Below are 21,916 nucleotides of genomic sequence, written 5' to 3'. Positions count from 1 at the left end.
GCCTGGCGAACAAAATGGTTGACAGATAGCGAACAAACAGCGAAACTAGAGGCATGTTCTCCGGCATCGCCAAACTGGCCCGAGCTGGCGGGCAGTTGGAGCAGAAGGCGCGGGTCGAATACCGGGAACTGGACACGCGCCATCTGCTCAACCGCTGCACAGGGGAGCGCATGCCCTTCGAGTGGACGATCAACCCCTATCGCGGCTGCGAGTTTGGCTGCCAATACTGCTATGCACGCTATACCCATGAATTCATGGAGTATCGCGAACCGATGGACTTTGAACGGAAGATCTTTGCCAAGCAGTTTGACCTCGCCGGATTCACGGCCGAGTTACGCACGGTCCGGCCGGACGAGTGGATCGCGATCGGGACGGCCACGGATCCCTACCAACCAGCGGAGCGGCGCTACGGCCTCACGCGCAAGGTGCTGGAGGTCTTTGCCCGGCGGCAGAGCTTCAACATTGCCATCACGACCAAGTCCGACCTCGTGGCGCGCGATGTGGATCTCTTAGTGAAGATCGCGCGATCGAACAATGTCCGGGTGAACATGACGGTTACAACCACTGATGCCGCCCTGGCTCGTCTGCTGGAACCGATGGCTCCTAGGCCGGACCTGCGGCTGGCGGCACTTCGCTTGCTTAGCTCACAAGGCATTGAAACCAGTGTCTTTGCCTGCCCGGTGATGCCTGCCATCAACGACTCGAAGGAGAGCCTGGCCGCCGTCGCCAAAGCGGCCGTGGAGGCGGGCGCGAAGAACTTTGGGGCCCAGGTTGTCTTCCTGCGCGACAGCGCGCGAGCGGTGTTTGTGCCGTTCCTGGAGAGGTCATTTCCGCACCTGGCCCGGTCATACCGGGACCACTTCGACAAACAAGCGACGATCCGCGGCGCCTACCCCGACCGGATCAAGGAGATCCTCCGTGAGCTGAGGGCGGAGTACGGCTTGTCCGCCCGTTGGCCGGAAAATGCACCCAAGTGGCAAGCTTCTTTCGACTTCTCCACCAGCGAGCCTGCCGATAATTCGGCACTTGTCGACATTTCGGCGCCGAAATATCGGCAACGCGAGCGATCTTCCTGTTAACTTCTTGATTTGATTTACCCGGTCGTCTGGCATCCGGCCTGCTTTCTTAGAGGCATACGGAGATGACGACGATGAACAAAGTAGTTTGGCTCCTCCCCCTGGCGCTGGTGGCGGCACAGGGTCAGCAGCCGGCCGTAAAGCTCAGCCTGCGCGGCGCAGTGGATCTGGCTTTGCGGCAGAATCCCCAGATCCAGATTGCCAAGCTCTCCATCGCCGAGAGCCAGCAGAACTCGGTCATCGCGAAGTCCGGGCTGCTGCCCCAGGTTGGTCTTGCGGTCTCTGAGAAGGTCCAGCGCGGCAACATCGAAGCCACCCTGGGCAAGCGGATCCCCGGATTCCCCCAGCACGTCGGTCCCTTCCCCATCTTTCAGCCCGGCGCGGAAGCGTCGCTCTCGGTTTTCGACTTGAGCCTGTGGAACCGCTATAAGGCATCGAAGGCGTTGGTGGACAGCGAGACGGCGCAGGAGCTCTCGACCCGCGAACAGTATGTCCTGCTGGTGGTCTCGCAATACCTCGGCAGTCTGCGGGCCTCCGCCGACATCACAGCAGCGCAATCCCGCTACGATCTGGCGAAGGCGCTCTTCGATCTCGCCTCCGACCTGCAGAAGAACGGCGCGGGTACGAAGATCGACACCCTGCGCGCCCAGGTCCAGATGCAGAACGAGCAGCAGCGGCTGATCGTGGCCAGGACCCAGTTTGAAACCTCTTTGTATGCGCTGGCACGCATTCTGAACGTGCCTGCAGTCGAACTTGACGACGCAGGCAGCTTCTTCCAGACCCCCGAATTCCCGGGTGAGAGCGCGGTGACTTCGGCGCTGCAGCAACGTCCCGAGATGAAGGTGCTGGCCGCCCGCATGCGGAGCTTGGAACTCGAGGAGAAGGCCGCAAAGGCCGAGAATCTCCCCAAATTGAGCGTCAACGCCGGCTACAGCCTGCAGGGCACGCATCCGAACAACGCGATTCCGGCGTACAGCTACGCCGCCGAGCTGAGCATGCCCATCTACACCGGCGGCCGCATTGGCGCGGTCACGGCGAAGGCTCAAATCGAGATCAAGAAGCTGCAGCAGCAGCGGCAGGAGCTGGAGAACCAGATCGGGCAGGAAGTGAAAACGTCGCAGGCGGAACTCAAGGCCGCCCGGACGCAGGTGGATGTGGCCAACTCCACCGTGGAACTGGCCAAGGAAGAGGTCACGCAGGCGCGCGACCGCTTCTCGGCGGGAGTGGCCAACAACATCGAAGTCATCACCGCGCAGGACGAATTGGCGAGGGCCAGCGACCAGCAGATCGCGGCGCTCTACCGCTACAACCAGGCGCGCGCCGAACTGGCGCGAGCCACGGGCCAGATGGAACTGATGTACGCACGCTAAGCGACAGGGATGAAGGAGAACACGCACATGAATCGCAATTGGAAAATCATCGCCGCCAGCGCCGCGGTGGTCGCCATCGCGCTGGGCTCGATGGCCTTCCTGAGCCTGCAGGGCCGGGAGACGACGGACAACGCCCAGGTGGATGGAAACCTGGTGCCGGTGGCCTCGAAGGTGTATGGCAACGTCGCGCGTGTGGCGGTGAACGACAACCAGGCGGTTCAGCCCGGGGATGTCCTGGTCGAGATCGACGCGCGGGATTACGAAGTGAAAGTCCAGCAGGCGCGAGCCGCGCTGGCGCTGGCCGAGAGTCAATCGGCGGCGGCCGCGGTGAGCGTGCCCCTGACGGCCGAGACGACCTCCAGCAACACAGCCGGAGCCCAGGCGCAGTTGCAGACGGCCGAGGCCGAACTGCTGCGGGCACAGGTCAACCTCGAACAGTCCGCCGGCTCGGAACTGGCTTACGCCAAGGCGAATGTGGCGGCGATGAAGGCCAATAACGAGAAGGCGCAGGCGGATCTCGAACGCATGGGCCCGCTGGCCGAGAAGCAGGAGATCTCGCGGCAGCAATATGACGCCTATGTGGCGGCGGCGCGGGTCGCCGAGAGCCAGTGGCAGGCGGCGAAGGAGAAGCTGGACTCGGCCGGCAAGGACACTGAGAACAAACGCGCGGCGATCATGGCGGCCCGGGCGCGGGTGGATCAGTCGAAGGCGGCGGTCTCCCAGGCGCGGGCCGGGCAGAAGCAGGTATCGGTGCGGTCGGCGGAAGCGCAGTCGGCCCTGGCGTCCATTGAGCAGGCCAAGGCCAACCTGGCCTATGCCGAACTGCAGTTGAGCTACACGCAGATCAAGGCTCCGGTGGCGGGCGTGGTGACGCGCAAGAGCGTGGAGCAGGGCCAGATTCTGCAGCCCGGCCAGGGCCTGCTGATGTTGATCCCGCTGCAAGGCACATGGGTGACGGCGAACTTCAAGGAGACGCAGTTGCGCGATGTGCGGCCGGGCCAGAAGGCCGAGATTGAAGTCGACATGCTGGGCCGCAAGGTGACCGGCCGGGTGGATTCCGTGGCCGGAGCGACGGGCGCCCGCATGAGCCTGCTGCCGCCTGAGAACGCGACCGGCAACTTCGTGAAAGTCGTACAGCGGGTGCCGGTGAAGATCGTCCTCGACAAGCTGCCGGAGGGCATGTTGTTGCGCCCCGGGCTGAATGTGGAAGCTACGATCGTGACGAAGTAAGGGCAGCGCGGAGAGGATCTGGAGGGCGCCATGAAGAAGCCAAGTCCGTGGACCATCGCGCTGGTCGTGATGCTGGCCACGTTCATGGAAGTGTTGGATACGAGCGTGGCCAACGTCGCGCTGCCGCACATCGCCGGAAGTCTCTCGGCATCGGTGGACGAGAGCACCTGGGTACTGACGTCCTACCTGGTCTCGAACGCGGTCATCCTGCCGCTGAGCGGCTGGCTGTCGGCTTTGTTCGGCCGCAAGCGGTTCTACATGGTCTGCGTGCTGCTGTTCACCATCAGCTCGCTGATGTGCGGCTTTGCGCTGAGCCTGGGCATGCTGATCCTGTTCCGCGTGCTGCAGGGCGTGGGCGGCGGCGCGCTGCAGCCGGTGTCGCAGGCGATCGTCCGCGAAAGTTTCCCGGCGGACAAGCAAGGCATGGGCATGGCGATCTACGGCATGGGCGTCGTGCTGGCGCCGGTCATCGGACCGACGCTGGGCGGCTGGATCACCGACAACTTCTCGTGGCGCTGGATCTTCTTCATCAACATCCCGGTGGGCCTGCTGTCGCTGGCGCTGACGAACTGGCTGATCCACGATCCGCCTTACCTCCACCGCGTCAGCATGAAGGAATCGAAGCTGGATTACATCGGCCTGAGCCTGCTGACGGTGGGCCTGGCTTCCCTCGAGATCGTACTGGACGAAGGCCAGCGCAACGACTGGTTCGGTTCGCAGTTCATCGTGCGTTCCGCCTTCCTGGCCGTGCTGGGACTGGTCGGAGTAGTCTGGTGGGAACTGCGCCAGAAGAATCCGGTGGTGGACTTCCGGCTGCTGAAGGAGCGGAACTTCGCGCTGTCGACGGTGGCTATGTTCATCCTCGGGTTTGTGCTCTACGGCAGCACGATGCTGATGCCGCTGTTCCTGCAGCAGTTGATGGGTTACACCGCCACGCTGAGCGGCGAGGTACTGTCGCCCGGCGGCCTGGTGATCCTGCTGATGATGCCGGTGGTGGGCATTCTGCTGCGCAAGTTCGAGGCACGGCGCCTGGTGGCAGTAGGCTTCAGCATCTCGGCCATTGGCCTGTGGATGATGACGAGATTCAGCCTGCAGGCCGACTTTGGAACCTTCGCGGCGGCCCGCGCGGTGCAGAGCCTCGGCCTGGCCTTCCTGTTCGTGCCCATCAACGCGATGGCGTTCAACTTCATCGCGAAGGAGAAGACGAGCTACGCGACGGGCATCATCAACCTGGCGCGCAACGTAGGCGGCAGCGCGGGCATCGCCATGGCGAGCACGCTGCTGGCGCGGCGGGCGCAGTTCCACCAGAATCGCCTGGTGGACCACCTGACGCCGCTGGACGGGGCCTACCGGTCGATGCTGGAGTCCACGCAGCACGTCATGCAACTGGGCGGGTCCAGCGCGGCCGATGCGGCGCAAAAGGCCTTTGGCATGATGTACGGACTGACTGTGAAGAATGCCACACTGCTGGCATTCATCGATGGCTTCTGGGTGCTGGCATTGCTGTTCGCGGCGGCCGTGCCCCTGACGTTCTTCCTGAAGAAGAGCGGAGTCACAACCGGACCGATTCACATCGACTGAGCCGGGCACTGGCAGCGATCAGTTGCACGCTGAGAGCTGGCGCCGACAGGCTACCCTATAAGGGTGGACGACAGCTTCCTGGCCCTGCTCGATGTCTCGCGGTCCATTCTGAGGCATCAGGATATGCAGGCTTTACTGCGCGACCTGTACAACAGCCTGCCCAAGGTGGTGGAGCTGGATTACGTCACCATCGTGTTGCACGATGCGGCGCGTGACGAGATGCGGATGCACTGGCTGGAAACGAGCGACGGCCACATCCCCGAAGTACCCAACCCCGCGATGAAGGTCGATGAGTCGCCGGCGGGCTTGTCCTGGAGGAAGCAGGCTCCAGTGCTGATCGACGATCTGGCCCAGGAGCAACGCTGGCCTTACCTGATGAGCAAGCTGCGCGAGAACGGAGTCGCTTCCAGCGCCTACCTGCCGCTCACGACAGCCCAGCGCAAGTTGGGCGCCCTTGGCTTCGGCCGGACTCATCGGAAACCCTTCGAGCGGCGCGAAATCGAGTTCATGCAGCATGTGTCGTCGCAGGTGGCGGTGGCTGTCGACAACGTCCTCAACTACGAGAAGGCCCTCTGCTTCCAGAAGAAGCTAGAGCATGAACGTGACCGGCTGAACGTCCTACTGGAGATCACGAATGCGCTGATGGGCTCGCTGGAGCCAAGAGCGCTCTTCTCCGGGATCGTCGGCGGACTGCGGCGCGTGGTGGCTCACGACTACGCGAGCCTGGCAGTGCTTTCGCCCGATCGCGCGGTAATGCAGCTCTACGCGCTGGACTACCCCAGCGGTGAACTGTTCATGAAGGAGGGAATGGATATCCCGTTGGGACTCTCCCCCGCCCGGATCGCGGTGGAAACCCAGAAGCCCCTGATCGCGGATCGCGCCAAGCTGATGGAGTTCGACAGCCCGGTCTCCCGGCGGCTGCTGGAAGAGGGCTTCCAGAGTGCTGTCAGCGTGCCCCTGATTGTGCGCGGCAAGGTGATCGGCACGCTAAACCTGAGCAGCTTCGAGAAGAACGCGTTCCACGATGAGGACGTCCAGTTCCTGACGCAAGTGGCCGCGCAAATCGCGATTGCGGTGTCCAACACCTTCGCGTTTCGCGAGATCCAGGTACTGCGCGACAAGCTGTCCGATGAGAAGCTCTACCTGGAGGAGGAGATCCGCACCGAGTACGACTTCCGCGAGATGATCGGCGACAACGCAGCGTTCCGCGCCGTCCTGCAACAGGTGCAGACCGTGGCGCCGACCGACGCGAGCGTATTGATCATCGGCGAGACCGGCACCGGCAAGGAACTGATTGCGCGGGCGATCCACGAGCTCAGCCCGCGCGCGCAGCGCACCTTTGTCAAACTGAACTGCGCGGCGATCCCGACGGGCTTGCTGGAAAGCGAAATGTTCGGACACGAGCGCGGCGCATTCACCGGTGCGATCCAGCAAAAACTGGGCCGGTTTGAGCTGGCGCACGAAGGGACCCTGTTCCTGGACGAGGTAGGCGACATCCCGCTGGAGCTGCAGCCGAAATTGCTGCGAGCCCTGCAGGAACATGAGTTCGAGCGGCTCGGCGGGACAAAGACCCTGAAGGTGAACGTACGCCTGGTGGCGGCGACCCACCGCAACCTGCAGCAGATGGTGGCCGATGGCAGCTTCCGCATGGACCTGTTCTACCGGCTGAACGTATTCCCGGTGCTGCTGCCGCCGCTGCGGTCGCGGCGCGACGACATCCCGCTGCTGGTGCGGCACTTCGTGCAGAAGTTCGCGCGCCGCATGGGCCGCCGGATCGAGCGGATTCCCGGCGAGACCATGGAGGCATTGACCCGCTACGACTGGCCCGGCAATGTGCGCGAGTTGGAGAATCTGATGGAGCGCGCGGTGATCCTGTCGCCGAACGAACTGCTGCGGGTGCCCCTGAGTGAGCTGAAGAATGCGGCTCTACCCGACGGGGCATCGCCCTCGGCAGCGGTGCAGGCCTCCCTGACGCTGGAGGAAGCCGAGCGCGTCCATATCCTGCAAGTCCTGCGGGAGTCCAAGTGGCAGTTGAGCGGTGAAGGCGGTGCGGCCGCTCGTTTGGGGATGAAGCGCACCACCCTGCAATCGCGAATGAAGAAGCTGGGCATCGCCCGCCCGGTCTGAACGGGACCGGTTCTCACCGGCAGCCCGCCGTCCGCCATCCGGCAATGATCCCTCGACACGATCGGCACGCCTGTTCCCCATGCGGATAGAATGTGACCGAGGTATCCGGATTATGAGATGGTTTGCTCTCCTTTGTATTCTGGCGCAGGCGGTGCTGGCGCAGGCGGTGCTGGCGCAGGCTCCGGCGGGACCGCCAAAGATTAAGACGCTGCTGATTACGGGCGGCGCGGTGGGCGGTCACGATTGGAAGACGGTGTCGCCCCTGCTGGCCAAGGCATTGACGGAGACGGGCCGTTTCGATGTGCGGGTGACCGAGGAGTTCAAAGGCGCCGGCGACGAGACGCTGGCCGGCTATGACCTGGTGGTCCTGAACTTCTACGACGGCCGCAACAAGGACCTGTGGTGGGGCGACCGCGCCCAGAACGCCCTGCTGAACTACGTGCGCGAGGGCAAGGGTCTGGTGATGTACCACTTCTCCACCGCCGCGTTCGACGGCTGGACGGAGTACGAGAAGATGTCGGGCGGCAACTGGCGTCCCAACAACGGCCACCACTCCGCGGCACATGACTTCACGGTCGACATCACTGACGCGAATCATCCCATCACGATGGGGCTGACCAAGAAACTGCGGCAGCCGAATGACGAACTCTATGCCAACCTGCGTTGGCAGCCGACGGGCACCTATCACGTACTCGCCACGGCCTGGGACGACCACAAACTTTACAACGCGAACGACAAGCAGCCGAAACCGGGCGATGGCCTGAATCAGCCGATGTTGTGGACGCTGGAATACGGCAAAGGTCGAGTGTTCGGCACGGCGCTGGGGCATGACGGTCCGGCCGTGAAGACGCCCACGTTCATCACGACCTTTGTCCGTGGAGCCGAGTGGGCGGCCACTGGCGCAGTGACTACGTCCATTCCTCCCAAGCTGGTGGGCGGGCCCAAAGTGGAAGAGACTCAGCCGCGGGTAGTGACACCGGGCGTCGGCTCGGCGCCTGCGTCGGATGCGGTAGTCCTGTTCAACGGCAAGGACATGACGGGCTGGGTGAAGAAGGACGGAACCCCCTCGGGCTGCAAGGCAGTGAAGGGCGAGATGCACTGCAAGACGGGCGCGGGCGATGCCTATACGGCGGCGAAGATCGGCAGTGCGCAGCTCCACCTGGAGTTCCAGATCCCGTCGATGCCCGACCAGAAGGGCCAGCTCAAGGGCAACAGCGGCGTCTATCTGCAATCGCTGACGGAATTGCAGGTGTTGGACGGGTATCAGAATCCGACGTACGCGACGGGCGTGGTGGGGGCGGTCTACGACCAGTATCCGCCGCTGGTGAATGCGTCACGCAAGCCGGGCGAGTGGTCGAGTTACGACATCGTCCTGCGCCTGCCGAAGTGCAACGAGCGGAAGCAGCAACTGGAGCCGGGCTTCGTCACGGTGCACCTGAACGGCGTCCTGGTGCAGGAGCGGAGCGAGCTGCGCTTCCGGCCCGGCATGTGCGACGCCGCTCCGCTGATGCTGCAGGATCATTCGGGCTTCCCAGGGGCTCCGGATACCACGATGAAGTTCCGGAACCTTTGGTACCGGCCCTTGGAATAGCGCTACTTCAAGGTGACGCGGCGCCCCGTCTTGGCTGATTCGCGGGCGGCCTCCAGGATCTCGGTCACCACCATGTTGTTCTCGAGGGACGAGAGTCCGGAGGGCTTGAGGGTGCCGCGCACCACCGCCGTGAGGTAGGAGATCGAATCGCTCTCGTCGGCCGGCAGGGCCGCGGGCGTTTCTGTCCGTTCGTCGTTATGGCCTGGCTGCCGCGTCCGCAGGATGTTGCCGCCCACGGCGATTGCGGTGCCCTTCTCCGTATAAACCTCGAGGTCCTTGCGGCTGTAGGGCCAGTTCCAGGAGCCTTCGATGATGCCGATGGCCTTGGGATACTCCACTAGCACATTGGCTTCGTCATCCACATTCGGATAGATGGCGGGCTTGATGCGCTGTGTCATGGCGGTGACGGCGATGGGCCGCTGGCCGTCCATCAGCCAGGTCATCAGGTTGGCACCATAGCAGCCGAAATCGAACAGGGCGCCGGCGCCGTTCTTCACCGGATCCGTCAGCCAGCCGAAGAACTCCGGCCCGGTCCCGATCTCCTTCGGACCCTGGTGTCCGTCCATCGCCACCATCTTGCGGATGTCGCCGATCGCCTTCTGCTTCTTCACCAGATCGTAGATCGCGCCATGGCTGCGATACCACGTGGTCTCATAATTGACGATCACGTGGATGCCTGACGAGGCGGCGGCCTTCTGGATGGCGCGGGCGTGATCCGTGCTCACGGCCAGCGGTTTTTCCATCATCACGTGAATCTTTCGGGCAGCCGCGGCCTGGACCACCACCGGGTGATCGTAGGTGGAGGTGAACGACGCCACCGCCTCCGGCTTCGTCTTGTCGAGCATCACGTTGAGGTCAGTGAAGAACAGATTGGCTTCGAGGTGGTACTTTTCCGCGTATTTGGCGTGAAGTTTGGTGTCGGGGTCGTAGAGTCCGACGATCTGGACGCGTTTGCCGCGGGCGTTGCGCAGGAATCCATCGACGTGGCCGTGGACCAGTCCGGCGATGGCGAGGCGAAGGGGAGGGGCTGCATCCTGGGCAAAAACCGTGGCGGCGAGGGTAGCGAGAGCGAGGGTCCTAAAAATGGTCACCGCAGCATCATATCCTGGAAGGAACCCCATGGGTGCGAGCAATCAATATCTGGAGTTCCTGCACGAGTGGCTTTCCCCGTTGGGAGAGATCTCGGCGCGGGCCATGCTCGGCGGCCACTGTCTCTATTGCGATGGACTCACCTTCGCCCTGGTGGCCGGCAACACGTTGTATCTGAAGGCGGATGATCTCTCCCGGACGCAGTTCACCGAGCTCGGCCTGAAGCCCTTTCAACCCTTCCCCGACAAGCCGGAGGTGATGCAGTACTACCCACCGCCGCCTGCGTTTTTCGACAATGAAGAAGAGATGGAACGGTGGGGGCGCCTGGCTGTCGAGGCCGCCCGGCGGGCGAAGGCCAGGAAAGGGAAACGCAAGCGTGCCTGAGCCGCGTCAGAAGATAGCCGGGACGATACAATGGCTATGGGAACCAGAGCCTCGAAATTCTGCCCACCGGACCTTGAACGCGGCGTCTTACCGCGAGCGAATAACAAACCAGTGAACGAATCCAACAACAGTCACCAGCCGCATCACCCGGCCTTTCGCGCAGCTGTCAGCGCCAACTTTACGGCCGAACCCATCCGGCCCGTGCTGGCATTCTGGGGCCGGGTCCTGAATCGCGAATTGGATCTGCGCTTCGCGCCCTACGACCAGATCCTGCAGACGGTGCTTGATCCTACATCCGAGTTCGCACAGAACGACCACGGCGTGAACCTGGTGTTATGCCGCTATGAAGATCTGGGCCATTTCGAGAGCTACGGCACCGAAACCCTGCAACGCCTGGAAGAGATCGTCCAGGAGTTGACCGGAGCTCTGCGGTCCGCCCCGGCCCACCTGCCTGCGCCGATCCTTTTCTGCCTGTGCCCGCCCTCGCCGGAGTTTGCGGCCGACCCGGCCTGCGCCGCCAGCCTGGAGCGCGCCCGCCGCGTCATCGCCCATACACTCGGCGAAACGCCAGGCATCCAGTGCATCGACTATACGGAGATCGACCGGACTTACCCGGTGGAGAACCGCCACGACGCCGAAGGCCAGCGCCTGGGCCGCATTCCTTATACGGAGCAGTACTTTGCCGCCCTGGGCACCGCCCTGGTGCGCCGTGCGCAGGCCATGTTCATGCCGCCCTACAAAGTGATCGCGGTGGATTGCGACAACACGCTGTGGCGCGGCATCTGCGGCGAAGACGGCCCGGCTGGGGTCACCCTGGACGGTCCGCGCAGGATGCTGCACCAGTTCCTGCTGGAGCAGCGCGAGGCCGGCATGCTGCTGGTGATGGCCAGCAAGAACAACGAGCAGGACGTCTTCGACACCTTCGCCGCCCACCCCGAATTCCCCCTCCAACTGCGTCACTTCACGGCCTGGCGCCTGAACTGGGAGTCGAAAGCGGGCAACCTGGCCTCTCTGGCCGAGGAGCTGAGTGTAGGCCTGGATACGTTCATCTTCCTCGACGACAATCCCAAGGAATGCGCAGAAGTCGCCGACGGCGCGCCCGAGGCGCTGCCGCTCGTCCTGCCCGAAGACATTGAGGAGCTGCCGGAGTTCCTGCATCACATCTGGGCCTTCGACCACCCGGTGATCACCGAGGAAGACCGCCAGCGCAGCACGCTTTACGCCCAGACCCTGGAGTTCGGCCGCGAGATCAAACGCGCCACCAGCCTGGAGGAGTTCATCGCCGGACTCAACCTGCGCGTGGATTTCCAGGCTCTGGCCCCCGAACGGCTGGGCCGCGTCGCGCAGCTCACCCAGCGCACCAATCAGTTCAACTGCACCACTATCCGCCGCAACGAGCAGGAGATCCAGGCGCTGCTGGCCGATGGCCGCTACCGCTGCTTCACCGGCGAAGTGTCCGACCGCTTCGGCGAATACGGCCTGGTGGGCGTCCTCATCGTGGAACGGCGCGAGGCCGAAATGCGCGTCGACACGTTCCTGTTGAGCTGCCGCGCGCTGGGCCGCGGTGTCGAGCATCGCATGCTCTCCGCGCTGGCCGAAGAGGCCCTCGACAACGGCATCTACTCAGTGAGCGTCGCCTTCCGTCCCACGTCCAAGAACATGCCGGCGCGCCAGTTTCTGGACAGTGTCGGCTTCGGCACAGTGGAAACCGCGGGCGACGAGATCCTTTATCGCTTCCCCGCCACGGAGTTGCAGGCGTTGCGCTGGAAACCGAGCCGCCTGGACGCGGATGCGGCGGCCCCGAAGCCCAAGTCCAAAGCCAAGGCCCCGGCGGTCCGGCGCTTTGTCGAATTCGCGCGCATCGCCCACGATCTGCGCACTCCGGCCCAGGTCGTGAACGAAGTGCGCCGCCAGGCACAGGCCGCGCTGGCGCATTCCACCGCGCCTGATGCCCCGGCCAGTGATGTCGAGCGCCGTCTCGCCGCCATCTGGACGGAACTGCTCGAACGCCCGGCTACGTCGGTTCACAGCAACTTCTTCGACCTCGGCGGACACTCCCTGCTGGCCGTGCTCCTGCTGATGCGGGTGAAGGAAGAGTTCGGAGTCGAGCTGTCAGTAGACGATGTCTACTCGGGCACGCTGACGCTGGGCGAGTTGGCGCGCACCATCGAAGCCCATCAACTGGGCGCCATGGACGCCGACGAGTACCACGCCCTGCTGGCTGAGATCGAGGGACTGTCGGACGAGGAAGTGCAGGCCCTGCTGCAACAGGAAGAGCAGGCAGGCGAGAACGGGCAGTACTAATGCGGATTCTGTTGACCTCGAACGCGTCGTACGATCCACCGCGCGGCGGGTCGACGCGCTCGAACCTGGCCTGGCTGCGGCACCTCGCGTCCAAGGGCCATGAGTGCGTGGTGGTCTCCCCGACGGTGGATGGCGCGGCCGATCGCACCACCGTGGTCGACGGCATCACAGTCCACGGAGTGAAGGATCTCTCCTTCCGGGTCTCTGTCCTGGCCACCCACATCCAGGCCTTCCAGCCGGATTGGGTCCTGGTATCCAGTGAAGACGTCAGCCACGTGCTGCTGCGCGAGGCCGGAACAGTCGCCCCGGGCCGCATCGTCTACCTGGCCCACACGCCCCAGTTCTACCCATTTGGACCCGAGAGCTGGAACCGCGACACGGCGGGCACCGGGATGGCCCGCAACGCCGCCAGCGTGGTCGCCATCGGCCACCACATGGCGGGCTACATCAAGGAACACCTGGGCCGCGACGCAGTGGTCATCCACCCGCCGCTCTACGGGAAGCCGCCCTACCGGCAGTTCGGACGCTTCGGCTCCGGCTTCGTGCTGATGATCAACCCCTGCGCGGTGAAGGGCGTCAGCATCTTCCTCGACCTCGCTACCCGCTATCCCGATATCGAATTCGCAGCCCTGAACGGCTGGGGCACCACCGCCGCCGACCGCGCCGCCCTCGAACGCCTGCCCAATACACGCCTGCTCAAGAATGTTCCGGACATCGAGGAGGTGCTGGAACAGGCCCGCCTGCTGCTGATGCCTTCCGTCTGGTACGAAGGCTTCGGCCTCATCGCCATGGAAGCCATGCTGCGCGGCCTGCCCGTGATCGCCAGCAACTCCGGCGGCCTGATGGAAGCCAAGGCCGGCACCGGCTATGTCGTGCCCGTCCGTCCGGTGGAGCGCTACGAACGCACGTTCGACGACACCCTGATGCCCAAGGCGATCGTCCCGCCGCAGGACCTGGAACCCTGGGCCGCCGCGCTGCACACGCTGCTGACGAACCAGTCCGCCTACTGGCGCGAAGCCCGGCAATCCCGCGACGCCGCCCTGCGTTTCGTCTCCACTCTGGACGTGGCCGACTTTGAGCGGCACCTGCGCAGCCTGCCACCCGCGCAGCAACCCATCGGCGAACACAAACGAGTCCCATCGACGGAGGAGAAGTTGAAGGCGTTGGATCCAGCCAAACGAGCCCTGCTACTCGCGCGGCTCAAGCAGAAGAAGGAGCAGTCGTGAAGGTTCTGCTGGCTCACAACTCCACTTACTTCCCTTCCCTCGGCGGCGGCGACAAATCGAACCGGTTGTTGATGGAGGCGCTGGTGGAACGCGGCCATTCGGTCCGCGTAGCCACCCGCGTTGAGCAATTTGGCCAGGAAGGCCACGACGCCATGCTCGAGGCGCTCCGGTCCCGTGGAGTGGACCCGGACGGCTCGGACGGCACCGGGATCCGCTATGAACTGGGCGGCGTGGTGGTCCGCGTCCTGTCATTGAGCCCACACCTGCGCGGCTTCTTCCAGGCGCAGATCGACGAGTTCCAGCCCGACATCATCATCACCTCCACCGACGACCCCGGCCAGTTACTGTTCGACATTGCCGTGAAGGCGCCCAACGCCCGCGTCGTCTACCTGGTGCGCGCCACCATCGCCGTCCCCTTCGGACCCGACAGCTCCATGGTCTCGGCTTCCAAGACCGAAGTACTGAAACGCGCCGACGCCACCGTGGGCGTCAGCCACTACGTGGCCGGCTATGTCAGGGAATGGAGCGGCATCGACGCCATCCACGTGCCCATCTCCCTGCTGGAGGACACCCGCGACTTCCCCCTGCTGGGCCGGTTCGAGAACCCCTATGTCGCCATGGTGAACCCCTGCGCGGTGAAGGGCATCTCCATCTTCGTGGAACTGGCTGATCGCATGCCGCACGTCCAGTTCGCCGCCATCCCCACCTGGGGCACGCAGATCGACGAACTCGCGGCCATGCGTCAGCGGCCCAACATTACCCTGCTCAACCAGATGGACAACATCGACGGCCTGCTGCGGCAGACCAAGGTGATGCTGGTGCCGTCGGTCTGGGCCGAGGCCCGCTCCCGAATCGTCCTGGAAGCCATGTCGCGCGGCATCCCCGTGGTCGCCAGCGACGTCGGCGGCCTCCACGAAGCCAAACTCGGTGTCCCGTACCTCATCCGCGTCAACCCCATCGTGAAGTACAAGCCTTCCGTCGACGCCAGCATGGTGCCGGTGGCCGAGGTCCCGCCGCAGGACGTAGCGCCCTGGTATAAGGTGATGGAGCGCCTGACCACCGACCAGCCCCACTGGGAAGAACTCGCCGCCGCCTCCCGCAAAGCAGCGCTGGAGTACGCCGCGAATCTCAATGTGCTGCCGTTCGAAGGTGTGCTGGAAAGCCTGCTGCGTAAGCCCAAAAAGCAGCCCCCGGCCCCCACCCTGCGGCCCGCGCTGAGCGAAGAAAAGAAGAAACTGCTGGCCCTGCGCCTGCGGCAGCACAACACGGCCGCCAAGCCTGACAGCAATCCGTGGCTGCCGGGCATTGAGGAAGTCCCCGCCGGCCGCATGAAGCTGTTCTGCTTCCCCTGGGCCGGCGGCGGAGCCCTGCCCTACCGCGCCTGGCGCGACAAACTCAGCGCACTCGCCTGCGTCGTGCCGGTCCGCCTGCCGGGCCGTGAAACGCGCGCGGCGGAGCCACCCTTCGAACGCATGGGCCCCCTGGTCGAAGCGCTCCTCAAGGAGGTCCGTCCATTTCTCGACGCCCCGTTCTCGTTCTTCGGTCACAGCATGGGCGCCGGCATCAGCTTTGAACTGACCCGCGCACTCCGCCGTGAGGGCTTGCCCCTACCCGTGTCCCTGCACGTCTCCGGAGCCAGAGCGCCGCAGTACCGCCTGAACCACGTCCCTCCGCCGGAGCCCTCGATGCGCGACTTCATCGAAGAACTGCGCCGCCTGGAAGGCTTCCCGCCCAGCGTCCTGAACAATCCCGAACTGCTGAAACTGGCGCTACCCGCGCTGCTCTCGGACGCGCGCCTCTACCGCCACTACGCCTACGAAGCCCAGGGCCCGCTCGACCTGCCGCTCTTCGCCTACGGCGGGGAAGCCGACCCCAACGTCACGGCGGAGCACCTGGCCGCCTGGGGCCTCCAAACAACACAGACCTTCCGCCACTCCGAATTCAAAGGCGGACACTTCTTCCTGGAAGCCGCCCAGGCGGCGCTGCTCTCCACGTTGAAGGCGGATCTTACGCTGGCGTCACAGGTTCGCTGAACTCGCGCTTCGGTTCCTGCCAGTCCTGCTCGGGTTCGGTCAGCTTGCCCGCGGCGTTAGCCCAGGCCCAGAACAGCGCCGTCGACGCACTCAGGCCGCCCGCCACCACGCCGATCTCGCGCGGCGAGAAGTGGGTCGACGCAACACCCGCCGCGCCCATCGACAACATCATCACCGCATTGGCCATCGTCTCCACCGTCGTGAACACCCGCCCGCGCAGCCCGTCCGGAATGTGCAGCAGCAGGATCGTGCGGTTCAGCACCGAGTTGAAACCCATCGCCACCCGCGAGAACGCGATGAAGATCATGGCGCCCCAGATCTCGGGCATCACGCTGAAGATCACGTAGCACAGGCCGTGCAGAAAAAACGCGATCGTCACGGCATGTTTGTAGCGCTCGAACGTGTACTTCGGTCCCAGGCGATGCCCCAGCATGCCGCCCGCCACCAGCCCGATACCGGCAAAGCTCCAGATGAGCCCGATGCCCTTGGGACCCGCTTTGAAGACCACCTCGCCGAACAGCGTAAACAGCACCTGCGCCGCGCCGCCGCCGGTCGCCCAACCTACGCCCAACAGCGCGATGCCCAGGATCAGGGGCCGCGTGGACATGTATCGCAGGCCTTCGCGGAACTCCTGGTAGTTTGACTGCCGCTTCGCCGCGCTCACGTCGCGCAAAGGCCGGAAATGGCCCTCCGGAGACTTCAGGCTCCAGATCGCGATGGCGCTGCACAGGAAGCTCAGCGCATTGGCCACGAAGGCCCAGCGATAGCCCAGAGCCCCGGTGGAGATGCCGCCGAGCATGGTGCCGATGGAGAGCGTCAGCCACGACGTAGTCTGCGTCAGCGCGTTCGCACTGTGCAATTCCTCACGGCTGGCAATACGCGGCAGAATCGCCGAGCGTCCGCTGTTGAAGAAGGGCGACGCGAACATCAGCAGGCCGCTCAACACGTAGAGCAGCCAGGTTTCCCGGTAAGTCAGCAGCAGGATGTGCAGCAGGGCGACCACGCAGCGCAGCAGGTCCGAGGCGACCATGATCTTGCGCCGGTCCATGCGGTCCAGCACCAGGCCGGCAATGGGTCCGGCGAGGATCGACGGCAGCACGCGGGCAATCATCACCGCGCCCACGGTGGCTCCGCTGCCCGTCAGGTGCAGCGCCAGGCTGAGAACGGCGATGGAGTTGAAATGGTCGCCGATCTCGCTGACGATCTGACCCAGCCAGCAATTGCGGTAATTGCGGTTGGTTCTGAGAATGTCGACGAATCCACTCACTCGTTCCAGGATAGCGGGCGCGGCGGGCGGAGCGGTGCAACGGGCCATCGGATGCGATACTCTCGATCCCGGAGAGACCCGCATGATCACAGCCCAACTCAGCCGCCGGACGTTGCTGCGCGCCCTGGCCGCGCTGCCGGCCGCCACCGTGTTTCCAGGCTTCCAGGCGCTGGCCGCCCCCGAGGCCGGTAAAGTGAAGATCACGGCCGTCAAGGCGATGGCCATCAAAAACATCGCCAACAACTGCCTCATCAAAATCGAGACAGACTCAGGCCTCGTGGGCTATGGCGAAGCCGGAGCCTCGGGCCCCATGGCGCGGGCGCGCATCGAAACCATGCGCGATCTCCTCATCGGCAAGGATCCGCTGGCGATCGAGGTCCACTTCCATCAGATGACCTCGCTGATGCACACCTACATGGCGCAGATCGGCGTGATCTCCGGCATCGACATGGCGTTATGGGACCTGGCCGGCAAGATCCTGAACAAGCCGGTCTGCGTGCTGATGGGCGGACCGTTTCGAGACGCCATCCCGATGTACTCGCACGGCCTGGGCTTCAACATGCTCGACAAAGGCTCGTGCCGCGAATGGGCGGCGCGCATCAAGGCCATGCCCGAGGGCTTCAACGCCTTCAAGAACGGCATCGACCCGGTGCTCGGCGTGCCCGCGGCGCGCTACGCCAACACGCTGATGCCCGAAGACCTGCGCAAGGTTCACACGGCCTACACGAACACCCGCGAAGCGGTGGGCGACGATATCGACATTGCCGTGCACTGCCACAACGAGATGGACACGCCCAGCGCGATTGGTGTGGCGAAGGCCGTTGAGTCAATGAATCCGCTCTTCCTGGAGGATCCGCTGAACGTCACGTTCCACGAGGGTTGGGCCGCGTTGAAGCGCTCCACACGCGTCCCCATCCTGACGGGTGAAAAGCTGGAACTGGTCCGCGGCTTCAAGCCGTTCCTCGACACACAGGTCGCCGACATCGTGCACCCAGATCTCGCCTTCGCAGGCGGCCTGACCGGAACGAAAAAGATCGCCGATTATGCGGCGTTGACGCGCACACCGGTAGCGCTCCACAACGTGGGTTCGCTGATCCTGACCATCGCCAACGCACACTTCGGAGCGTCGATCCAGAACTTCTACCGCAGTGAAAGCGCGCTGGGCCGGCCAACCAGGCACGTGGAGTAGATGGCGGCCTCGAATCCGCCGGAGGTGCGGCAGAGCAAGTTAAAGGTGCCGATGGGCGCTGGGCTCGGGCTGGATCTGAATCAGGAGTATCTGAAGGCGAATCTGGTGGAGGGTGAGCCGTGGTGGGGGTGACCCAGTATCGTCCCGGTCACTTGAGGAGCTGAGACGGCAGGTGGTAGGGCTTCGGCGCCGGTCCGGCCGGGCACGCCTCCTCACCCTTCGCGATTGATGCCACGATCCATCCGTCCCCCTCATGCTTCAGGCCGAAAGCATTCAACCCGATACCGGATGCGCCCAGACAAATCACGCCTCTCGCGCCAGACCACTCGCCGGACTGGGATATGATCATCCCAAGGGAATGGGCCTCGCGGAGATCTTCTCCGGGATTAGAGTCCCGCGCCTCCTGCAGAATGGAAGTTGCCGCCGCGATGGCCGCTGGAGTGGCCACGGCGGCGGCCGATTCGCCCCGCGTGAGCCGGTAGAACAGCTCATCCACAGCATCCATCTGAGGAGTTGAACTTGTCTCCCCCAGGTCTTCCAAGCCATCTGGAGTCACGCGCACCACCCATTCGATTTGACGTTCTTCGCAGCCGGCGCACACATAGAACATTCGAAATTGCCTCTTCTCGTGGACCTTGAGGAGGTCGCCTTCCAGCCGCGTGAATTTGGATTGGAACCAAGTCACTCGATAATCGTGAATGATCAGCGGACGCGCTGCCTGTCCATCCCAAACCCACACGCTGATCTGCTTCGTACCGCTGCCGCCCGCGGCCTGTGCGTAGGCTGCATCGATATAGAAACGCGCCCTGCCCTGCCGATCCTCAGGCAATAATCCAAGCATCGGCACAAGCGGACCGGTGGGTCCCTCGACACTCGCGCGCTTCGCACCGTCGAACGTCCCGGCCGGCCCTGCTCGCCATTTTTCCAGTGCTCGGGCAAATTTAGCGGGTTGGTCTCCGGCTTGATCGATGCTCCAAGCCACGCGGTGCCGGCCATTCTCCCTGCTGACAAGGAACACATTGCCAATGACCCCGGGCACTGTCACAAGCACGGAGTTTTCAGTCAATACGAGGATCTGGGCCGGCTCGGATGGAGCGATGATCTCGAACGCCGTCTTCGCACCACTCATGCCATCGGCGGGGTGAGCATCCATCCAGGCGGTGACCCATTCGCGGGCGAGCGTCCAATCCCGCGCCAATAGAGCCGGCGTGCCGGGTTCACCATCCAGCCACTGATCGAACTGCAGGTGCTTGTGCAGTTCAGCATCCGCCGCCGCATACTCATCCTGGATCTGACGCAGGTCGCGCTGCGGCCAAGCAGGCAACTCCAGGCATACGGATATTGTCAGAACCGCCAACGCAATTCGGGCACAACTTCCAGCCACACGGTCTCCATTTCGCTCAAATACAGCCTAGCCGATCCTCAAGTGCAAAGGATGACGGCGAGCGGGCCGGCACGCTGGCTTCGGGCAGAGACACAAAAGGCGCAGGGCAATCCCAATCGCCCTGCGCCTTCTTCCTAACTCAAATCTCAGAAGCGGATCGTCAAACCCTTACCAGCGGCCCCTGTCATGACCACGGCCGCGATCATAATGCTTGTCCCAGTGCTTCTCATACCGCCGGTCGTACCCGCGATTGTAGTTCCGGTCATAACCCCGGCCATCATAAAACCCGTTCCCTCGCGGCGCATACGAATACCCGCCGTAGTATCGCGGCGGCGGAGGCGGCGGCGCGTAATACCGGCCACGCGGGCCGTAATACGAGTCGAACGCAGCCACCGGCACGCGATAACGCGAGCAGATGCCGTCCCACCCATAGCCGCGACGGTACATGTCCACCACCACCGTGGGATGCACATGCGCGTAGCGCGCAATCACAAACACGCGCGGCATGTCGTACTCCGGCACGTACCGCTGCACATACGCCACATCCGGCGGCGCGTAGCCATAGTACGGCGCTGATCCGATGTTTATGCTAATGCCCACCCCCGCGCTCGCGGTGCAGGCCAGCAACAGTGTGAAAAGGGTTGTTTTGAGGAGTCTCATGCTCCGCTTCTCCTGTCTCGATTGACGCGGCGGAGAAGCGGAGCGTTTCTGAAAGATAGGATCGAACTCAGACCTTGGCCGGAACTTCAAAACCCTTGCGGTAGTTGCGCGTCAGGTGCGTGTCGGCTTCCTTGTCGTTCACGAACTTCTCCTTCGCCGGATCGAAGTTCAGAACCCGGCCCAGGCGATAGGAGATATTGCCCAGGTGCGCCAACCCGCTGGCCAGGTGCGCCGTCTCCACCGGACCATGCTGGTCTTCCGTCTTGCGGCTGCGGATCGCCTTGATCCAGTTGGCGTAGTGGTCGCCGCCGGCCTTGCCCGACGGACCCTTCTCCTTCTTTTGGCCCAGATAGGTCTCGTAGGTGTCGTAGCCCTTGATCACCATGTAGCCTTCGGAACCATAGAAGATGTTGCCCACCGACGCGCCGTCTTCGCTGTTTGTGCACCACGGCCGCACTTCAAACTGGATCAGCTTCTTCTCACCCGGGTAGTGGTAGAGCGTCGTCAGCACTTCCGGCGTGATCTTGTCGTCGTCAAACAGGAACTTGCCGCCCATGGCCGTGATCTTCGACGGGAAGCCCTTCACGCCCAGACCCCACATGCAGAGGTCGGTCTCGTGAATCCCCTGGTTGCCCACGTCGCCGTTGCCGTAGTTCCAGGTCCAGTGCCAGTTGTAGTGAACGATGCGGCGACTGAAGGGCTCCTTCTCCGCCGGACCTGTCCACATATCGTAATCGAGCCCTTCCGGCACCGGCACCACGCCCTGTTTCCCGATCGATGGACGCCACCGGAACACCAGGCCGCGCGACATGTATACATTGCCGATCACACCCTTTTGCAGGTGCTCCACCGCCTCGCGGACGGCCGTCGATGAGCGTAGCTGCACACCGTGCTGCACGATCCGCTTGTACTTGTGGGCGGCTTCCACCAGCTTCCGGCCTTCATAGATGTTGTGCGAGCCGGGCTTCTCGACGTACACGTCCTTGCCGGCCTGGCAGGCCCAGATAGCGGCCAGCGAATGCCAGTGATTCGGCGTGGCGATGGTCACCGCGTCGATGTTCTTGTCATCGAACACGCGGCGCATGTCCTGCACCACTTGCGGCTTCTTGCCGTACTTCTTTTCGAACGCCTCGGCGCGCGCATTGCCGACCTTCAGGTCGACGTCGCACAGTGTCACAACCTCGGCGTCCGGCTGCTGCATGATGCCTTGAATATGATCCTTGCCGCGGCCGTTGGTGCCGATGACGGCAATGCGAAGCTTATCGTTGGCAGCCATGGCCTGCTTCGCTGCAAGGTGGGAGACAACCACGCCGCCTGCGCCGGCGACAAAGGTTCTACGTGTACTCATGACGAACTCCTAATTCAGACGGTCGAGGGGAGAGAACTGAAATACCACTAAGTTCTA

The 21,916-nt window shown here is 63.7% G+C and carries 17 protein-coding genes; 12 read left to right on the top strand and 5 right to left on the bottom strand.

What is annotated here, in order from left to right:
• The first annotated feature begins 53 nt into the window (after window positions 1-53).
• From IRI77_RS04455 to IRI77_RS04430, 6 genes are all read left to right on the top strand, one after another.
• Window positions 54-1,079: an SPL family radical SAM protein gene (locus IRI77_RS04455; RefSeq protein ID WP_194450878.1), complete on the top strand. Its 1,026-nt coding sequence runs from the start codon at window positions 54-56 to the stop codon at window positions 1,077-1,079.
• Window positions 1,080-1,150: 71 nt separating this feature from the next.
• Window positions 1,151-2,446: a TolC family protein gene (locus IRI77_RS04450; RefSeq protein ID WP_194450877.1), complete on the top strand. Its 1,296-nt coding sequence runs from the start codon at window positions 1,151-1,153 to the stop codon at window positions 2,444-2,446.
• Between the two features lie 27 nt (window positions 2,447-2,473).
• On the top strand, window positions 2,474-3,676 hold the full coding sequence (locus IRI77_RS04445) for an HlyD family secretion protein (protein ID WP_194450876.1): 1,203 nt from the start codon (window positions 2,474-2,476) through the stop codon (window positions 3,674-3,676).
• 30 nt (window positions 3,677-3,706) lie between these two features.
• Window positions 3,707-5,257, top strand: coding sequence for a DHA2 family efflux MFS transporter permease subunit (locus IRI77_RS04440; protein WP_228486598.1), 1,551 nt, complete (start codon window positions 3,707-3,709; stop codon window positions 5,255-5,257).
• 63 nt (window positions 5,258-5,320) lie between these two features.
• Window positions 5,321-7,384 carry a sigma 54-interacting transcriptional regulator gene (locus tag IRI77_RS04435; RefSeq protein WP_228486597.1) on the top strand — a complete coding sequence of 688 codons (2,064 nt, stop codon included), beginning with the start codon at window positions 5,321-5,323 and terminating at the stop codon, window positions 7,382-7,384.
• Window positions 7,385-7,496: 112 nt separating this feature from the next.
• On the top strand, window positions 7,497-8,975 hold the full coding sequence (locus IRI77_RS04430; RefSeq protein WP_194450875.1) for a ThuA domain-containing protein: 1,479 nt from the start codon (window positions 7,497-7,499) through the stop codon (window positions 8,973-8,975).
• Window positions 8,976-8,977: 2 nt separating this feature from the next.
• Here IRI77_RS04430 and IRI77_RS04425 read toward each other — a convergent pair whose 3' ends face one another.
• Window positions 8,978-10,066 carry a Gfo/Idh/MocA family protein gene (locus IRI77_RS04425; protein ID WP_228486596.1) on the bottom strand — a complete coding sequence of 363 codons (1,089 nt, stop codon included), beginning with the start codon at window positions 10,064-10,066 and terminating at the stop codon, window positions 8,978-8,980.
• A gap of 28 nt (window positions 10,067-10,094) precedes the next feature.
• On the opposite strand from IRI77_RS04425, the gene IRI77_RS04420 reads away from it, so the two are divergent.
• From IRI77_RS04420 to IRI77_RS04405, 4 genes are all read left to right on the top strand, one after another.
• Window positions 10,095-10,448 (top strand): TfoX/Sxy family protein, encoded by a 354-nt coding sequence (locus IRI77_RS04420; protein ID WP_194450873.1) that lies wholly within the window; start codon window positions 10,095-10,097, stop codon window positions 10,446-10,448.
• A 111-nt stretch (window positions 10,449-10,559) separates the two neighbouring features.
• Window positions 10,560-12,752 carry an HAD-IIIC family phosphatase gene (locus IRI77_RS04415; RefSeq protein ID WP_194450872.1) on the top strand — a complete coding sequence of 731 codons (2,193 nt, stop codon included), beginning with the start codon at window positions 10,560-10,562 and terminating at the stop codon, window positions 12,750-12,752.
• Window positions 12,752-13,978, top strand: a complete 1,227-nt coding sequence (locus IRI77_RS04410; RefSeq protein ID WP_194450871.1) for a glycosyltransferase family 4 protein — start codon at window positions 12,752-12,754, stop codon at window positions 13,976-13,978. Before IRI77_RS04415 ends, IRI77_RS04410 begins: the two co-directional genes overlap by 1 nt.
• A complete protein-coding gene (locus tag IRI77_RS04405; protein ID WP_194450870.1) occupies window positions 13,975-16,011 on the top strand; it encodes a thioesterase domain-containing protein in 2,037 nt (678 codons plus the stop codon). Before IRI77_RS04410 ends, IRI77_RS04405 begins: the two co-directional genes overlap by 4 nt.
• On the opposite strand, the gene IRI77_RS04400 is transcribed toward IRI77_RS04405, so the two are convergent.
• On the bottom strand, window positions 15,986-17,326 hold the full coding sequence (locus IRI77_RS04400) for an MFS transporter (protein WP_228486595.1): 1,341 nt from the start codon (window positions 17,324-17,326) through the stop codon (window positions 15,986-15,988). The two genes, IRI77_RS04405 and IRI77_RS04400, sit on opposite strands and share 26 nt — an antisense overlap.
• Before the next feature lie 34 nt (window positions 17,327-17,360).
• On the opposite strand from IRI77_RS04400, the gene IRI77_RS04395 reads away from it, so the two are divergent.
• Window positions 17,361-18,467, top strand: coding sequence for a mandelate racemase/muconate lactonizing enzyme family protein (locus tag IRI77_RS04395; protein ID WP_194450869.1), 1,107 nt, complete (start codon window positions 17,361-17,363; stop codon window positions 18,465-18,467).
• A complete protein-coding gene (locus IRI77_RS38295; protein ID WP_267239370.1) occupies window positions 18,468-18,599 on the top strand; it encodes a hypothetical protein in 132 nt (43 codons plus the stop codon).
• A gap of 16 nt (window positions 18,600-18,615) precedes the next feature.
• On the opposite strand, the gene IRI77_RS04390 is transcribed toward IRI77_RS38295, so the two are convergent.
• From IRI77_RS04390 to IRI77_RS04380, 3 genes are all read right to left on the bottom strand, one after another.
• Window positions 18,616-19,824, bottom strand: a complete 1,209-nt coding sequence (locus IRI77_RS04390) for a hypothetical protein (protein ID WP_194450868.1) — start codon at window positions 19,822-19,824, stop codon at window positions 18,616-18,618.
• A 195-nt stretch (window positions 19,825-20,019) separates the two neighbouring features.
• Entirely contained in the window at window positions 20,020-20,511 is a 492-nt protein-coding gene (locus tag IRI77_RS04385) for a hypothetical protein (protein ID WP_194450867.1), read from the bottom strand.
• A gap of 67 nt (window positions 20,512-20,578) precedes the next feature.
• A complete protein-coding gene (locus IRI77_RS04380) occupies window positions 20,579-21,859 on the bottom strand; it encodes a Gfo/Idh/MocA family protein (RefSeq protein ID WP_194450866.1) in 1,281 nt (426 codons plus the stop codon).
• Window positions 21,860-21,916: the final 57 nt, after the last annotated feature.

This window comes from Paludibaculum fermentans (assembly GCF_015277775.1).
Classification (GTDB): domain Bacteria; phylum Acidobacteriota; class Terriglobia; order Bryobacterales; family Bryobacteraceae; genus Paludibaculum; species Paludibaculum fermentans.
This window is presented reverse-complemented; position numbering and strand designations above follow the sequence as displayed.

Coding starts and splice junctions, on each gene's coding strand:
- IRI77_RS04455 (WP_194450878.1), top strand. CDS start 54: ATGTTCTCCGGCATCGCCAAACTGGCCCGAGCTGGCGGGCAGTTGGAG.
- IRI77_RS04450 (WP_194450877.1), top strand. CDS start 1,151: ATGAACAAAGTAGTTTGGCTCCTCCCCCTGGCGCTGGTGGCGGCACAG.
- IRI77_RS04445 (WP_194450876.1), top strand. CDS start 2,474: ATGAATCGCAATTGGAAAATCATCGCCGCCAGCGCCGCGGTGGTCGCC.
- IRI77_RS04440 (WP_228486598.1), top strand. CDS start 3,707: ATGAAGAAGCCAAGTCCGTGGACCATCGCGCTGGTCGTGATGCTGGCC.
- IRI77_RS04430 (WP_194450875.1), top strand. CDS start 7,497: ATGAGATGGTTTGCTCTCCTTTGTATTCTGGCGCAGGCGGTGCTGGCG.
- IRI77_RS04420 (WP_194450873.1), top strand. CDS start 10,095: ATGGGTGCGAGCAATCAATATCTGGAGTTCCTGCACGAGTGGCTTTCC.
- IRI77_RS04410 (WP_194450871.1), top strand. CDS start 12,752: ATGCGGATTCTGTTGACCTCGAACGCGTCGTACGATCCACCGCGCGGC.
- IRI77_RS04400 (WP_228486595.1), bottom strand. CDS start 17,326: ATGGCCCGTTGCACCGCTCCGCCCGCCGCGCCCGCTATCCTGGAACGA.
- IRI77_RS04395 (WP_194450869.1), top strand. CDS start 17,361: ATGATCACAGCCCAACTCAGCCGCCGGACGTTGCTGCGCGCCCTGGCC.
- IRI77_RS38295 (WP_267239370.1), top strand. CDS start 18,468: ATGGCGGCCTCGAATCCGCCGGAGGTGCGGCAGAGCAAGTTAAAGGTG.
- IRI77_RS04385 (WP_194450867.1), bottom strand. CDS start 20,511: ATGAGACTCCTCAAAACAACCCTTTTCACACTGTTGCTGGCCTGCACC.
- IRI77_RS04380 (WP_194450866.1), bottom strand. CDS start 21,859: ATGAGTACACGTAGAACCTTTGTCGCCGGCGCAGGCGGCGTGGTTGTC.